The sequence below is a fragment of the Chroococcidiopsis sp. TS-821 genome (assembly GCF_002939305.1).
Taxonomy (GTDB): Bacteria; Cyanobacteriota; Cyanobacteriia; order Cyanobacteriales; family Chroococcidiopsidaceae; genus Chroogloeocystis.
In genome coordinates, this window is record NZ_MVDI01000014.1 from 1 (window position 1) to 15,905 (window position 15,905).

At 44.2% G+C, this 15,905-nt stretch carries 15 protein-coding genes and 1 pseudogene; 11 read left to right on the forward strand and 5 right to left on the reverse strand.

What is annotated here, in order from left to right; all coding sequences use genetic code 11:
- Positions 1-264: 264 nt before the first annotated feature.
- Both nadC and argS read left to right on the forward strand, forming a co-directional pair.
- A complete protein-coding gene (gene nadC / locus B1A85_RS21670; RefSeq protein WP_371681703.1) occupies positions 265-1,086 on the forward strand; it encodes a carboxylating nicotinate-nucleotide diphosphorylase in 822 nt (273 codons plus the stop codon).
- Positions 1,087-1,147: 61 nt separating this feature from the next.
- A complete protein-coding gene (gene argS / locus B1A85_RS21675; protein ID WP_104548803.1) occupies positions 1,148-2,905 on the forward strand; it encodes an arginine--tRNA ligase in 1,758 nt (585 codons plus the stop codon).
- Between the two features lie 50 nt (positions 2,906-2,955).
- Here argS and B1A85_RS21680 read toward each other — a convergent pair whose 3' ends face one another.
- Positions 2,956-4,125, reverse strand: a complete 1,170-nt coding sequence (locus tag B1A85_RS21680) for a cysteine desulfurase family protein (RefSeq protein WP_104548804.1) — start codon at positions 4,123-4,125, stop codon at positions 2,956-2,958.
- Between B1A85_RS21680 and B1A85_RS24970 the strand changes: the two genes are divergently transcribed.
- The 4 genes from B1A85_RS24970 to B1A85_RS21695 all read left to right on the forward strand — a co-directional run bounded on the left by B1A85_RS24970 (position 4,124) and on the right by B1A85_RS21695 (position 7,855).
- Entirely contained in the window at positions 4,124-4,381 is a 258-nt protein-coding gene (locus B1A85_RS24970; protein WP_210404662.1) for a hypothetical protein, read from the forward strand. The two genes, B1A85_RS21680 and B1A85_RS24970, sit on opposite strands and share 2 nt — an antisense overlap.
- A complete protein-coding gene (locus B1A85_RS21685; RefSeq protein ID WP_371681704.1) occupies positions 4,287-5,879 on the forward strand; it encodes a DUF655 domain-containing protein in 1,593 nt (530 codons plus the stop codon). Before B1A85_RS24970 ends, B1A85_RS21685 begins: the two co-directional genes overlap by 95 nt.
- A gap of 50 nt (positions 5,880-5,929) precedes the next feature.
- A complete protein-coding gene (locus B1A85_RS21690) occupies positions 5,930-7,117 on the forward strand; it encodes an NAD(P)/FAD-dependent oxidoreductase (protein ID WP_104548806.1) in 1,188 nt (395 codons plus the stop codon).
- Positions 7,118-7,207: 90 nt separating this feature from the next.
- Positions 7,208-7,855 (forward strand): HAD-IA family hydrolase, encoded by a 648-nt coding sequence (locus B1A85_RS21695; protein ID WP_104548807.1) that lies wholly within the window; start codon positions 7,208-7,210, stop codon positions 7,853-7,855.
- Between the two features lie 244 nt (positions 7,856-8,099).
- Here the strand turns inward: B1A85_RS21695 and B1A85_RS21700 are convergent, their stop codons facing one another.
- Both B1A85_RS21700 and sufR read right to left on the reverse strand, forming a co-directional pair.
- Entirely contained in the window at positions 8,100-8,354 is a 255-nt protein-coding gene (locus tag B1A85_RS21700) for a hypothetical protein (protein WP_210404665.1), read from the reverse strand.
- A gap of 117 nt (positions 8,355-8,471) precedes the next feature.
- On the reverse strand, positions 8,472-9,167 hold the full coding sequence (gene sufR / locus B1A85_RS21705) for an iron-sulfur cluster biosynthesis transcriptional regulator SufR (protein WP_104548809.1): 696 nt from the start codon (positions 9,165-9,167) through the stop codon (positions 8,472-8,474).
- A 210-nt stretch (positions 9,168-9,377) separates the two neighbouring features.
- Here sufR and sufB point away from each other — a divergent pair, with 210 nt between their 5' ends.
- Genes sufB through B1A85_RS21725 form a run of 4 tightly spaced genes read left to right on the forward strand, consistent with a single transcriptional unit; the run spans position 9,378 to position 14,346 of the window.
- Entirely contained in the window at positions 9,378-10,814 is a 1,437-nt protein-coding gene (gene sufB / locus B1A85_RS21710) for a Fe-S cluster assembly protein SufB (protein ID WP_104548810.1), read from the forward strand.
- Between the two features lie 56 nt (positions 10,815-10,870).
- A complete protein-coding gene (gene sufC, locus B1A85_RS21715; protein ID WP_104548811.1) occupies positions 10,871-11,662 on the forward strand; it encodes a Fe-S cluster assembly ATPase SufC in 792 nt (263 codons plus the stop codon).
- On the forward strand, positions 11,659-13,035 hold the full coding sequence (gene sufD / locus B1A85_RS21720; protein ID WP_104548812.1) for a Fe-S cluster assembly protein SufD: 1,377 nt from the start codon (positions 11,659-11,661) through the stop codon (positions 13,033-13,035). The genes sufC and sufD overlap by 4 nt, the downstream gene beginning before the upstream one ends.
- Before the next feature lie 51 nt (positions 13,036-13,086).
- Entirely contained in the window at positions 13,087-14,346 is a 1,260-nt protein-coding gene (locus B1A85_RS21725) for a SufS family cysteine desulfurase (RefSeq protein ID WP_104548813.1), read from the forward strand.
- A 561-nt stretch (positions 14,347-14,907) separates the two neighbouring features.
- On the opposite strand, the gene B1A85_RS21735 is transcribed toward B1A85_RS21725, so the two are convergent.
- Together B1A85_RS21735 and B1A85_RS21740 are read right to left on the reverse strand one after the other, a co-directional pair.
- Positions 14,908-15,066, reverse strand: coding sequence for a hypothetical protein (locus B1A85_RS21735; RefSeq protein WP_210404666.1), 159 nt, complete (start codon positions 15,064-15,066; stop codon positions 14,908-14,910).
- Between the two features lie 2 nt (positions 15,067-15,068).
- Positions 15,069-15,248: pseudogene (locus B1A85_RS21740) on the reverse strand (Uma2 family endonuclease); the annotation flags it as partial.
- Positions 15,249-15,395: 147 nt separating this feature from the next.
- Between B1A85_RS21740 and B1A85_RS21745 the strand changes: the two are divergent.
- Positions 15,396-15,869 carry a TspO/MBR family protein gene (locus B1A85_RS21745; protein WP_104548815.1) on the forward strand — a complete coding sequence of 158 codons (474 nt, stop codon included), beginning with the start codon at positions 15,396-15,398 and terminating at the stop codon, positions 15,867-15,869.
- Positions 15,870-15,905 lie beyond the last annotated feature (36 nt).

Below are 15,905 nucleotides of genomic sequence, written 5' to 3' on the forward strand. Positions count from 1 at the left end.
GCTTTCTTTGGCTTTCAAACTATCTTCTTTTCTTGGTTCGGTCGCCGCGCTGGAAGCCTTGTCGCTTGCCTCCCTCACCGGCGCTTTACTAATATATCTAACCTAAATCAATATTGTCAACCGGTTGAGAAGAAAAATTGAAAAAATCTTGAAAAGCTTACTAGATAATGATTCTAGAATAGATGGACTGCCAAAAAATCAGAAAAGGAACAATCAACTGTGAAAAATATTGCTGTACTACCACCATTATTAATTCTTGACCCCATGCTTCGGAGTTGGTTAAGCGAGGATATTGGGCGAGGAGATCGCACAACACAAGGTTTACTATCAGCCGGAAATTCTCGGGCAAGCGCACAGTGGATAGCAAAAGCCGCTGGAATTGTTGCCGGATTACCAGTCGCAGCCAGAGTGTTTCAGCTTTTGTCCGAAAAAACGAGTTTTATAACTAAAATTGACGAAGGACAATTGTGCCAGCCAGGACAAGCGATCGCGCAAATAGAAGGTCCGCTAGAGGCAATGCTAACAGGAGAACGAGTAGCTCTAAACTTAGCTATGCACTTGAGTGGAATTGCGACTTTGACGCGGAAGTATGTAGAGAAGTTAGCTGAACTTCCTACTCAATTAGTCGATACGCGCAAAACAACACCTGGTTTGAGGTTGCTCGAGAAGTATGCAACACAAGTAGGTGGAGCGAAAAATCATCGTATGGGCTTGGATGACGCGATCGTGATTAAAGACAACCATATTGTTGCTGCAGGAGGAATTGGAAACGCGATCGCTCGCATTCGCGCTCAAAGTCCTTATCCCTTAACAATAGAAGTTGAAACAGAAACGATAGAACAAGTGCAAGAAGCTTTGCAGCACCAAGCCGACATCATTATGCTTGACAATATGCCTGTGGAAATGATGCATCAGGCAGTTGCGGTAATTCGTCAGTACGATAGTCGAGTTAAAATCGAAGCTTCCGGTAACATTACACTAGACACAATTTATCAAGTCGCAGCTACTGGAGTTGATTATGTTTCTACAAGTGCGCCAGTGACTCAATCTTCGTGGCTCGATATAAGTATGAGAATAAAAGGTTAGGGTTGTAGTATATAACTTCTTGACTGCGCTTTGGTATCTCTTCGTTTCAACCCTTAACCTTATGATAGCGACACTGGATCAACTAAAAGACAGATTTTCACAAGCCTTGATTGCTGCTTTCGGCAATGATTATGCTGAGGTAGATCCGATACTTGTACCTGCCAGTAATCCTAAGTTTGGCGATTATCAATCAAATGTTGCTTTGTCGCTGAGTAAGCAACTGAAACAACCAGCACGCGCGATCGCCGAGCAGATCGTAAATAACTTGGATGTAGCTGATATTTGCGAACCACCAAGTGTCGCTGGTCCTGGCTTTATCAACTTATTGTTGAAAACCGAATATCTAGAAACACAACTGAGTTCGATTCAGACAGATTCTAGGTTAGGAGTTGCATTAGCCAAAACTCCTAAACGGGTAGTTGTTGACTTTTCTAGCCCGAACATTGCCAAAGAAATGCACGTAGGACATCTGCGTTCCACGATTATTGGAGATTGTATTGCGCGAATTTTAGAATTTCGCGGTCACGATGTTCTGCGATTAAATCATGTTGGTGATTGGGGTACGCAGTTTGGAATGTTGATTGCTTACTTGCGCGAGGCGTATCCTGATGCGTTGACGACAGCTAATGCATTGGAACTTGGAGATTTAGTAACTTTTTACCGCAAAGCAAAACAAAGGTTTGACGAAGACGAGACATTCAGAGAAACAGCACGACAAGAAGTTGTCAAACTGCAAGCCGGAGTAGCAGATACTCAAAAAGCGTGGAAATTGCTGTGCGAACAGTCACGGCGTGAATTTCAAGTTATCTATGATCTACTCGACATTCATTTAATCGAGCGCGGAGAATCTTTTTATAACCCTTTGCTACCAGCCGTTGTAGAAGATTTAGATCGTCAAGGTTTACTTGTAGAAGATGCAGGAGCGAAATGCGTTTTTTTAGAAGGTTTTTCTAACAAAGAAGGAGAACCGCTACCGCTGATTGTGCAGAAATCGGACGGCGGTTACAACTATGCAACGACTGATCTTGCTGCAATACGTTATCGAATCAACCAAGACCGAGCCGAGAGGTTAATTTATGTTACAGACGCTGGACAAGCAAGTCACTTTGCACAGGTGTTTCAAGTAGCACGACGGGCAGGTTGGATTCCAGAGAATGTAGACGTTGTGCATGTTCCCTTTGGTTTGGTTTTGGGGGAAGATGGAAAAAAACTCAAAACGCGCTCAGGAGAAACTATTCGGTTGCGAGATTTGCTTGATGAAGCGATCGCGCGATCGCGTGCTGATTTAGAATCTCGACTGCAAGCCGAAGGTCGGAACGAGACTGAAGAATTTAAAGCTAAAGTGGCTCAAACCGTTGGTATTAGTGCGGTTAAATACGCAGACTTAAGTCAAAATCGGACGAGCAATTACATCTTTAGCTACGATAAGATGCTTGCTTTGCAAGGTAACACTGCACCTTACATGCTGTATGCCTATGTGCGAATTCAAGGAATTAGTCGTAAGGGACAAATAAACTTTGAGCAACTAGGTTCAGAAGCACAGATTTTCCTACACGAACCAACAGAGTTTGCACTAGCAAAGCACTTATTGCAACTTGGGGAAATTATCAGCGATGTTGAGCAAGATTTAATGCCCAATCGCTTATGTCAGTATTTGTTTGAACTTAGTCAGAAGTTTAATCAGTTTTACGACCAGTGTCCAGTTTTACAAGCAGCAGAACCGATACGTACATCTCGCTTACTTATGTGCAATCTAACTGCGAGAACGCTGCGACTTGGTTTATCTTTACTTGGTATATCGGTCATTGAAAGGATGTGACGAGATGCCTTCCGGCTTCAGTTAGAGCAAACACAAATACCTAGTAACTACTATGAGCAACTCGTAAAGGTTAACTCAGGTATCAATCGATGTAAAACTTGTTTAAGTACCATTGCTGTCCAGTCAATATCGGCTGCGGTGGTGTCTCGTCCTAAAGTTATCCGAATTGCGCCTAGTGCTTGCTGAGGGGTATAACCCATTGCGGACAGGATTGGGCTTGGGGAAAGCTTACCGCTATGACAAGCAGAACCGGAACTAATGGCAATTCCTGCTAAATTGAGTTGGCGGACAATCGTTTTACCTGTAACATTGTTGCCGTCAGTATGTGTGAGGCAAAAACTCACGTGATGCGGAAGCCGACAGGTACGATCGCCTGTGGGAATTAAATAGGGTGTATTGCTGAGTAAATCGAAAAGGCGATCGCGTAGTTGAATTAAACGCGGTGTTTCTGTTGTTATTTCTTGTGCCGCGAGTTCTGCAGCTACACCAAATCCCGCAATGATTGGTACAGCTTCAGTACCAGAACGTCGGCGGGACTCTTGTCCGCCACCACCTAGCAATGGTACTATTTCGATACCAGGACGCACATAAAGCGCTCCAGCGCCTTGAGGTCCATAGATTTTATGACTAGAAAGCGACAGTAAATCAATAGGAAGTTGTTGTACGTCAATAGGTAATCTTCCAGCAACTTGCACGGCATCAGTGTGAAATACAGCACCATGTAAGCGCGTAATTCTACAGAGAGATTCGATAGGTTGTAACGTTCCTACTTCGCTTTGTCCGTAGATAATTGAAACTAAAACGGTATTGCTGCGTAATGCTGCTTTCAATTCGAGTGGGTTGACTCTTCCTTGCGCATCTACTGGTAAGCGAGTAACTTGCCAACCCCATTGTTCTAGTAACTTGACTGGTTCCGCGATCGCAGGATGTTCTACTTGCGAAATGATGATGTGCTGTGGTTGCGAGTACTGGCGCGCAATTCCCATAATTGCTAGATTGTCAGCTTCAGTACCCCCAGACGTAAAAACAATTGATTCGGCTGGTGCATTGATTAAGCTAGCAACCTGCATTCGCGCTTGTTCTAGTACCGTTGCTGCACGCCCGCCCCACTCATGCAAACTGGAGGGATTACCCCAATGTTGTGTAAAAACTGCCTGCATGGCAGCGATCGCTTCAGGGCGTGGTGGTGTTGTCGCACTGTAGTCTAGGTAGATTTGCATGATGTCGAACTCTCAATCGTTCAGCGATCGGCTAGCTGAGGTTGCTTCTTTCAGGATATCGCTTGAGTGGTTGTGCGATCGCACATCTTTACTGGGAAAACTCGATACAGTAGCGATTTTCCAACTCTTTTGTGCGTCTACGATCTGTTACTGTCAATCACCTGTTAATTTTTTTACTGTCTCTGATTTTGAGCGCGTGTCGCTCAGTACAGTCGCAACAAACACCAAAACCTCTACCACAAGATTCTTTCGTTAGAGTGTACTTTAACCATACCGAATCAGCAGAATACCAAGAACCTTATCGTCAGCAAAAACGACAGGGCGACAATTTAGAAGAAAAAATCATTGAAGCGATCGTTGCTGCCCAATTTACAGTAGATGTCGCAATTCAAGAATTACGCTTACCGAAAATTGCCCAAGCTTTAGTAGAACGCCATAACGTTGGGGTAAAAGTTAGAGTAATTTTGGAAAATAACTATAGTCGTCCGTGGAGTAGCTTTAGCGCCGCAGAAGTTGCAAAACTGACGCAACGCGAACGCGATCGCTACCAAGAATTTCAGGAGTTGGTAGATCGCAATCGAGATGGCAAAATCACACCTGATGAAATTAACCGAGGTGATGCTTTAGTCATACTCAATCAAGCACGAGTTCCTTGGATTGACGATACAGCAGATGGTTCAGCAGGTAGTGGCTTGATGCATCACAAATTTGTTGTTGTCGATCGACGAACTGTCATTGTAACTTCTGCGAACTTCACAACAAGTGATGTCCATGGCGATTTTGCTTCTCCTAGTAGTCTTGGTAATGCGAATAATCTCTTAAAAATTGACAGCCCAGAACTCGCCAAGCTATTTACTGAAGAATTTAATTTAATGTGGGGTGACGGTCCTGGGGGTGAATTTGATAGTAAGTTTGGTTTAAAAAAACCTTTGCGATCGCCGCAGCACGTTCAAGTTGGTAATACACATATTTCTGTACAGTTTTCGCCAACCTCACCCACTGTTCCTTGGATATACAGCACTAATGGTTTAATTGGTCAAGCACTTAGTACGGCCAAAAGTTCTGTAGATTTAGCTTTGTTCGTTTTTTCTGAACAGCAGTTGGCAAATATTTTAGAAACTGCACGCCAACAAAGTGTTCAAATTCGAGCATTAATTGATCCGAGTTTTGCTTTTCGTACTTACAGTGAAGCACTAGACATGATGGGAGTAGCGTTAAGTGATAATTGTCAGTACGAAAAAAATAATCGTCCTTGGCAAAATGCGATCGCTACTGTCGGAACGCCGCAACTACCGCAAGGTGATTCCTTACATCACAAGTTTGGTGTTGTAGACAAACGAATTGTCATTACAGGGTCACATAATTGGTCAGCCGCAGCAAATACACGAAATGATGAAACATTGTTAATTTTGCAAAATTCTATTGTCGCTGCACATTACGTCCAAGAATTTGAGCGACTTTATACAACGGCACAATTAGGTGTACCAGTTAGCGTACAAAGAAAAATTAAGGAACAACAGCAACAATGTGCGAATTATACTGCTGACTTTGATACAAAGGTTAACGATCGAGTTAATCTCAACACAGCTAGCCTAGAAGAATTAATGGCGCTACCTGGTATTGGTGAAAAACTCGCCCAACGAATTATCGCTGCACGTCAGGAACAACCTTTCACATCCCTCGCTGATTTAGAACGCGTATCAGGAATCGGCAAAAAGTTAGCGACTCAGTTGAGCAATCGCGTGACTTGGTAATTCGCTTGCTATCCTGAAAGAAGCCCTGCTGCTTATGCTTGACTAGACTTATGACCCAGCAACCTGCACGAATTTGTATCCTCGGTGGTGGTTTTGGTGGTCTTTACACTGCCTTAAGATTGTCACAACTGCCGTGGAATTCGCAAAAACCCGAAATTGTACTCGTCGATCAAAGCGATCGCTTCTTGTTCTCGCCGCTACTTTACGAACTTCTCACCGGCGAGCTACAAACGTGGGAAATAGCGCCACCATTCTCGGAAATTTTAGCAGGCACAGGCGTACGCTTTTATCAAGGAAGTGTTACAGACATCAATATTGATGACCAACGCGTTCGTTTACAAGCAGGTGCGGACATTCCTTACGATCGCCTAGTTTTAGCGTTAGGCGGTGAAACCCCGTTGGATATGGTTCCTGGAGCAACATCATATGCATTTCCATTCCGAACAATTGACGATGCGTACCGCTTGGAAGCCAGACTCAGACTTTTAGAAGAATCACCTGTCGATAAAATCCGTATAGCAATCGTCGGAGGAGGTTACTGCGGTGTTGAGTTGGCGTGCAAATTAGCAGATCGTTTACAAAGCCGCGCGCGCATTCGCTTAATTGAAATGACAGATCAAATTTTGCGGACATCGCCAGAACACAATCGCGTCACCGCGAGCAAAGCGCTAGAGGCGCGGGGTGTGTGGATTGATTTAGAAACAAGCGTCCAAGAAGTTGAACCACAAGCGATCGCCCTGGAATACAAGAATCAAGTGGATACAATTCCAGTCGATATCGCGATTTGGACAGTAGGAACGCGCGTAGCGCCTGTGGTGCGATCGCTTCCACTCAAGCAAAATCAACGCGGTCAAGTCACAACAAAATCTACCTTACAAGTTATTGACCATCCCGAAATCTTTGCTTTGGGTGACTTGGCTGACTGTCGCGATGCTGAAGGACAACAAGTCCCTGCAACCGCGCAAGCTGCATTTCAACAAGCCGACTACGTGGGTTGGAACGTTTGGGCGTCTTTAACACAACGTCCTTTACTTCCCTTCCGCTATCAACATTTAGGCGAAATGATGACGCTAGGAACTGACAACGCAACGTTTACAGGTTTGGGAATTCAGCTTGATGGTCCTTTAGCTTATGTCGCTCGTCGGTTAGCCTACCTTTATCGCATGCCGACTTTAGGTCACAAACTTAAGGTAGGAATAAATTGGATAACTAGCCCATTGACCGAACTGGCTGAATAGTTTCAACGGTAACAACGAGCAGAGTATGATGAGAGGTAAATAAATATTGACATTGCGCGATCGCCGCAGGCTAACAATGAACAACAAATGATGCAAAAACCAAAAATCATTTTTCTTGATGCAGTTGGTACGCTTTTCGGCGTTAAAGGTAGCGTCGGTCAAGCCTATGGCGAGGTAGCACAAAGATTCGGGATTTATGTTTCAGCCAAAACATTAAATCAAGCGTTTCTGCAAAGTTTTCAAGCAGCGCCCCCACCAGTCTTTCCAGATATGGAACCTGATGAAATCGCAAGCTGCGAGTTTCATTGGTGGAAAGCCGTTGCGCAGCAAACTTTTCAGCAAGTTGGTGTTCTTAACCAGTTTGCTGATTTTTCAGCTTTTTTTGCCGAGTTGTATCAGTATTTCGCAACTGCTGAGCCTTGGTACGTGTATCCTGACGTGTTTCCTGCGTTAGAGCAATGGCAACAGCGAGGAATTGAGTTGGGGGTAATCTCAAATTTTGATTCTCGGCTCTACTTAGTTTTGGCAGAGCTTGGTTTAGAAAAATTTTTTACGTCAATTACGATTTCTACCGAAGCAGGCGCAGCAAAACCTGCTAAGGAGATTTTTGCAACAGCTTTAGCGAAGCATCAATGCAATCCTGAACTTGCTTGGCACATTGGTGATAGTTGGACAGAAGATTATCACGGCGCTACTGCAGCAGGGCTGCGGGCTTTTGTTATTGATAGGAAGGAATAATCTTTGGAGCTGCTGTGGAAATTATAGAGATCCTCCGACTTTCTTGAGAGCTAAGTAGGTAGACATAATCAAACATCACACCCAACATTTATCAGACAACTGGTAATGGAGAAAGCAGTCATAGAAATTTACTGAGCTTGACCAATTACCAATTACCAGCCCTTAAGTTAGGATTTATTTTTACCCACTTACTTTAATTAAACAAAGTAGTGCACGGCAGCACGCTAAAGCTGTATATTTAGGCTCACCACTTGAGGTATGCAGCTTCATTGCCTTGTTCTCGCCGCACTTTGCCATCTTTTTCAAACCAATCAATAATTTGCTGGGTTGTTAAGTCTTCTACGGCTACGTTGTAATCTTGAGCAATATGCTTTAATAGCTTCCAAGAAGAAATGGTTAATCTAGTCAAAAATTTTTCTGAAGAAGATAGTAAAGCTGCATCGACCTTAGCTGATTCTTCCAAAGTTAGAAATTGAGTTGATGGCTGTTGTGCATTCATTGCCAGAGTCAGAGTTCAATTTGTCTACTTACGAGCCTCAGCAGTGAGTTGTGTAGCAGAGGTCAACGTTTAGATTGTTTTAGTCAATTGTAAAAAAGTTTTAGACTAACATGAGCATTACTTGGATTCACGCGTTGGCTTTTTAGCCTGTACCAAGTAACCGCAACGATGTTCGCCATTAATGATCCAGTGCGTGCGCTCTACTGTACAGTCTGGTAAAACTGCGGCAAACATTTCGAGTTCGTGACTGCACACACTAGGAAAGGACTCTGCAACATTGGAAATAGCACAGTTGTGCTCGGTGACGATAAAGCGATCGCCTTGTTGAGTGGTATCATTATCCGCGTCAACTGGATACCATTCTGCCATGTATCCCTCGGCTTTGCGAAATTCGACTAACTTGGCAACGCGTTCTTCTAGAGAACCATGACCTAAGCGATCTTGATATTCGATTGCTTTGCGTTCCCACTGTTTGCGTAAAATCGAACTCATCTGTTCGCGCCCTACAGTTTCCGCTAATGTATCGAGTAGCGAAACAGCAAAATCACCATAACTGTCTGCATCAGTTGAATTGCGGCGCAGGCGATCGCGTCCTAAGGAACTAAGTTGATAGATGTGCTGCGGGCGTCCCATTCCCGCCTGTACTGGTGAGTATCGGATGAGAGCTTCGGCTTCTAGATCTTTAAGATGACGACGAATTGCTTGGGGACTGACATCCAACTGCGTAGCAAGTTCCTGGGCTGTTGCCTGACCCTGTTTCAGTAGATAATGCAGAATGTCCTGCTTTGTGGAAGGCTGCTGCGTAATCGCCATCGTCTTACCAGAATTCTTAGGTGAAAAATTTACTTTGACAACATACCTGTTGTTAATGTAGCGTAAAATGGAGATATATTAAACAACATAGTTGTTGTTTTAGTTGATTTCATTGTAGCAGCAGTTAAGTTAAAAACGTTAAAAAGTAAATCTTACCCCGTCTTCGAGCTTTAAAGAGATTCTATTGCAACACACGAGAGAACATTACCCATGAGTGCCACTGTCAAAACCCTAGTCAATCAGCCCTACAAATATGGATTCGTCACTGATATTGAGGCAGATACAATCCCGCGTGGACTGAACGAAGATGTCATTCGGCTGATCTCTGCTAAGAAAGAAGAGCCAGAGTTCATGCTAGAGTTTCGTCTCAAAGCTTTTCGTCAGTGGCAGAAAATGACCGAACCGACTTGGCCTAATGTCAAGTATCCTCCTATTGACTACCAAGACATCATTTACTACTCCGCACCGAAAAAGAAACCCAAACTCAATAGCATTGAGGAAGTCGATCCTGCACTATTAGAGACTTTCGAGAAACTAGGCATTCCTTTATCCGAACAAAAGCGGCTTTCTAACGTAGCCGTCGATGCTATCTTTGATAGCGTTTCAGTCGCTACGACATTCAAGGAAAAGCTAGCGAAAGAGGGCGTGATCTTCTGTTCGATCTCCGAAGCGCTACGCGAGTACCCTGAACTCGTTCAAAAATATCTTGGTAGCGTTGTTCCTGTCGCAGATAACTACTTTGCAGCCTTAAATAGTGCAGTATTTAGCGATGGTTCCTTTGTCTACGTTCCCAAAAATACGAAATGTCCGATGGAATTATCGACCTACTTCCGCATCAACAGTGGTGACACGGGACAATTTGAACGGACACTGATCGTCGCTGAGGAAGGTAGCTATGTTTCTTACCTCGAAGGCTGTACTGCGCCAATGTACGACACTAATCAACTTCACGCAGCAGTCGTCGAACTAGTTGCCTTGGACAACGCAGAAATCAAATACTCTACCGTGCAAAACTGGTACGCGGGAGACGAGAATGGTAAAGGTGGAATCTACAACTTTGTCACCAAGCGTGGTTTGTGTCAAGGAGTCAACTCCAAAATTTCCTGGACGCAAGTCGAAACTGGTTCCGCAATTACTTGGAAATATCCTAGCTGCGTGTTAGTTGGCGATAACTCAGTAGGCGAGTTTTATTCGGTTGCTTTGACTAACAATATGCAGCAAGCTGATACGGGAACAAAGATGATACACGTTGGTAAAAATACCCGTAGCACGATTGTTTCTAAAGGAATTTCTGCAGGACGTTCCTCGAATAGCTATCGCGGTTTGGTGAAAGTTAGTCCAAACGCAAAAGGCGCGAGAAACTATTCGCAATGCGACTCAATGTTAATTGGAGATAATGCTCACGCAAATACGTTCCCTTACATTCAAGTACAAAACAACACTGCCAAAGTCGAACACGAAGCTTCTACTTCCAAGATTGGGGAAGAACAGCTATTCTACTTCGCGCAACGCGGTATTTCTGCAGAAGATGCTGTCTCGATGATGATTAGCGGTTTCTGTAAAGATGTCTTCAATCAGTTACCAATGGAATTTGCAGTAGAAGCAGATCGCTTGTTGAGTCTGAAGCTTGAAGGTAGTGTAGGCTAACGCGGGGATAGGTATCTTGCCTATCCTGCTAAAATTAATGACGCTAAGAAAAAAACATGATTGTAGAAAACAGTGAAATTGTGCTGTCGGTGCGGAATTTGACAGCAGAAGTTGACGGAAACCCAATTCTCAAAGGTGTCAACCTGGAGATTAAAGCAGGTGAAATCCATGCCATTATGGGACCTAATGGTTCTGGAAAAAGCACATTTTCCAAAGTGTTAGCAGGACACCCAGCGTATGAAGTAACTGGTGGTGAGGTGTTTTTTCAGGGACAAAACTTGTTAGAAATGGAACCAGAAGAACGCGCCCAAAGTGGTGTTTTTCTGGCATTCCAGTACCCCTTAGAAATTCCTGGGGTAACGAACTTGGATTTTCTAAGAGTAGCTTACAACTCGCGCCGTAAAGCACAAGGGTTAGAAGAATTAGATGCTTTTGACTTTGATGAAGTCGTACAGGAAAAGTTGGAAATTGTCAAAATGAATGCATCTTTTCTTGACCGCAGTGTTAATGAAGGTTTTTCAGGCGGCGAGAAAAAGCGGAATGAAATTCTACAAATGGCTCTTCTTGAACCAAAATTAGCAATTTTGGACGAAACTGACTCAGGATTGGATATTGACGCGCTTAAAATTGTCGCAAACGGAGTCAATCAATTAGCAACTGCCGATAATGCCATCCTGTTAATTACCCACTATCAGCGGTTACTCAACTACATCGTGCCAGACTTTGTACACGTCATGGCAGATGGTCAAATTGTGACAAGTGGTGGTAAAGAACTAGCACTCGAATTAGAATCGCGTGGCTACGATTGGGTGCTGGAAGAGAATGTATCTGAGGTGGGAGCAAGATGAGTATTCAAGTCACTCCTAACTGGAACGAAGTTGGCGTTGTGTCGGCAGTTGATACAGAGTTAACTAACTTATTAAACCAATCTCAACAACAAGCGATCGCAGCCCAAGAATCAGAATCTTTGTTACAAGCAATCCGCGATCGCGCCACAGCGATTGTTCATCAGTCGAAATTCCCGACAACTCGCGATGAAGAGTGGCGATTTACAGACATTTCGCCGCTCAAGCAAGTGCAGTTTCAAGCAGCACCGTCAGCAGTACCTGATTTAGCTGCACTGCAATCGCTGCTATTACCAGAAGCTAGTCGCAGTCGCTTAGTATTTGTCAACGGTATTTATACACCTGAGTTATCAGCCGTTGTGCTACCCGATGGCGTTATTGCGAGTAACCTCGATCGCCTACCACCAGCAAATCGTTCGCGGCTAGAAAACTACTTAGCGCAAATTCCAGGTACAGAAGAAGTTTTTACCGCACTTAATACGGCGGCGATCGCGGATGTTGCGGTCGTCTGGATACCCAAAAATGTCGTTGTAGAAACACCAATCCATCTTTTATTTGTCTCGACTGCGAGCGTTACGCCCATCATTACTCAACCACGCTGCCTTGTTGTTGCCGAATCGGGTAGTAGCGTCACGCTAATTGAAGATTATTTCAATCAAATGACAAACCTAGAAGCGGAAGAAGGCGAAGCCGAAGTTGGCGAACCCATTTACTTTACCAACGCCGTCACTGAAATCTGGGTTGAAGAAAACGCGCAAGTTAACCATACACGCATCGAGCGCGATAGTCCAGAGGCATTTCATATTGGTAAAACGGCGATCGCCCAAGCCCGCGATAGCCGCTACACCTGCAACGCAATTAATCTAGGGGCAAAACTATCACGCCATAACTTAGACATTTTCCAAACAGGCGAACAAACTCAAACTACGCTCAACGGTCTAACCAAAATTGCCGGAAATCAACTCGCCGATACGCACAGCGCTCTCGCACTCAATCATCCCTACGGTACGAGTCACCAACTACACAAATGCATCGTCGGCGATCGCGCCCACGCCGTCTTCAACGGTAAAATCTTCGTGCCCAAACCTGCACAACAAACCGACGCCGCCCAACTCAACCGCAACCTACTCCTTTCTCCCAAAGCCAGAGTCGATACCAAACCTCAACTCGAAATCACCGCCGACAACGTCAAATGCGCCCATGGCGCAACCGTAAGCCAACTCGATGACGAAGAAGTCTTCTACCTGCAAAGCCGAGGACTCAACGCCAACGAAGCCCGAAACCTCCTAATTAACGCCTTCGCCGCCGAAATCATTAACCAAATTCCTGTATCCTCCCTCCAACAAACCCTACTAAAAACTATCAACCTCCAATAAAAACCTTCGTGCCCTTTGTGCCTTTGTGGTTCCATCAACTTCCCTCCGACCATGACACTCACTAGAGAAAAAACCCTCGCCGATCGCGTTCGTAACGACTTCCCCATCCTCCACCAAGAAGTCAACGGCAAGCCCCTAGTTTACCTAGACAACGCCGCGACATCGCAAAAACCACTCCTTGTCCTCAATACACTGCGCGACTACTACGAGCAGTACAATTCCAACGTGCATCGTGGCGTACATACCCTCAGCGCCAAAGCTACCGATGCTTACGAAGCCGCCCGCGATAAAGTCGCAGCTTTCGTCAACGCCGCTTCACGTCAAGAAATTGTCTTCACGCGCAACGCCTCAGAAGCAATTAACTTAGTCGCCTATAGTTGGGGAAGCAGCCTACAGCCAGGAGACGAAATTATTCTCTCTGTCATGGAACACCACAGCAATTTAATTCCTTGGCAACTCCTCGCCCAACGCAGTGGTGCAGTACTTAAATTTGTTGAACTTACACCCGACGAAGAATTTGATTTAGAACACTTCAAATCGCTGCTTTCGGATAAAACCAAACTCGTCGCGACAGTTCATGTCTCCAATACCCTAGGCTGTATCAATCCAGTCAAAGAAATTACAGCGATCGCGCACCAACACGGTGCCAAAGTCTTGATTGATGCTTGCCAAAGTGTCCCGCATATGCCCATCGACGTGCAGCAAATTGACTGCGATTGGCTCGTTGCTTCTGGACATAAAATGTGCGCGCCGACAGGTATTGGATTTCTTTACGGAAAGTTAGAGCTACTCCGCTCAATGCCGCCGTTTTTAGGTGGTGGTGAAATGATTGCGGATGTCTATTTAGACCACGCTACTTACGCAGATCTACCACATAAGTTTGAGGCAGGAACTCCCGCAATTGCCGAAGCGATCGCCCTTGGTGCAGCAGTAGACTACCTCAGTGCGATTGGTATGGAAAACATCTATGCGTACGAAGCTGAATTAACAGCTTACTTGTGGGAACAACTCGGACAAATTCCTGAAATTCGCACTTACGGTCCTAAACCCAAAGTAGCAGGTTTAGGTAGAGCGGCACTCGCTGCATTTACTGCGGGTGATGTTCATCCTCACGATTTATCGACAATTTTAGACCAAGCTGGTGTGGCAATTCGAGCCGGACACCATTGCACTCAACCACTACATCGGCATCTCAGCATTCAGTCTACTGCACGCGCCAGCTTATCTTTCTACAACACGCGTGAGGAAATTGATGTTTTTATTACTGCATTAAAAGAAGCTGTTGAATTCTTTGGTAGTATCTTTAGCTAATTAATTCGGGTGAGAACCACTCACCCACTTTCCAATTCATTATTATGCAAATAACCTTGAATATTGTTTTTGCCAACGGCTCTCAACTCAGGGACAATGTAAATTGCTACAGTTAAAATAATAGTAAAAACTGAAGATAATGTATCTGTAAATACACCGTTTGGAAGCAATTTGTGCAACGGGTCAGCAGGCAGAATAATGTAGTCTAGCGCCAAATATACGGCTATTCGCTTCCATGCAGAAAAGCTTAGCTGTCTAACTAACCTCCAAGGCATAGCATCATTAAATTTTCGACTCCAGTATGATATCAGAAATTTAATTTTTTGCTCAAGAATAGATTGATAACACAATATATAAGATTGCATTGAAAAAATATAGTAATTTGACCGCACCATAAAGCGTATTTCTATACCTCAGAGTGCCATATACAAATTAAAAAGCGACACTATGAAAATACGGAAATTGAATAGCGCGATCGCCCAGTGAAATCAGTAGTTACCCACAATAGATACAATGCATTAGACTTCCTACATAGGTGAATCAATGTAAGAGATACATTAACTAAGTTCTCGTATTTAACTGCATAGCTGCTTGCTGAGTTGCAACAGAAGATGCTTCAATGAGTTGCTTGCCAAAGACTTGCACCTTTTGAACTAAAGCTTCTCCTGCATTTGCTGGTGAACCAGCATGAAAAGGTGGGGTGGGATTGTATGCCAACATCAGTAGTAAATCCCCATATCAACACCAAAAAACCAATCCATCCGGTTCGCCCATATCCAAGCCAAGGTTGCTTTGAGTAAACCAGGAATTAAGTCTTGCAGTTCATTATCCACAGGTGTATCGTCAGAATCGGGCAGATCCTCGGCTGATGGTAAACAATGCAGCAGATTGTACTTTAGCATAATGGATTGCTCGCAGACTTACTACTTTGATGATATGGCAGTCAAGATTTAAGGCGTTAAGCGATCGCCTTTATCAACATTTCAGTACGTTAGGTGGCACGATCGCTAGATAATAGTGATGCAGCGTAGAGGAGCAAGTAGCAACGTATGATTAGGTCTTGGATGGTGATTGGGGCTGTTGCTTTCCTCGTGGCGTTGGGTGCTAACTTGATTACAAGAGGCGATCGCCAGTGGTTTAAACGCTTGCGTCGTCCTGGCTGGTTGACATTTGAGCCATTAATTCCCATTATTTGGACAATTATTTTTATTTGCGGTGCTTGGTCAGCATATATCGTTTGGGAAGCTAATCCAGGTACGAGTTTTACTTGGTTATTAATGGGGTGTTATTTATTACTAGAAATAGTGACAGTTGCGTACACGCCAGTCATGTTTAGAACGCGCAGCCTTCGTGTGGGAACAATTATCGGTGGTACTGGTGCAATTATTGGTCTTTTATTGACGCTAACTGTATTACCAATTTCTGGTTGGGCAGCACTATTACTCGTACCATATCTGCTTTGGAGTCCAATTGGTACTTATACAACTTGGGCAATGATGCGGCTCAATCCTGCGGATGTTTAGCTTTTTCTGTTGCATACACTCAAATAATTTAAATGT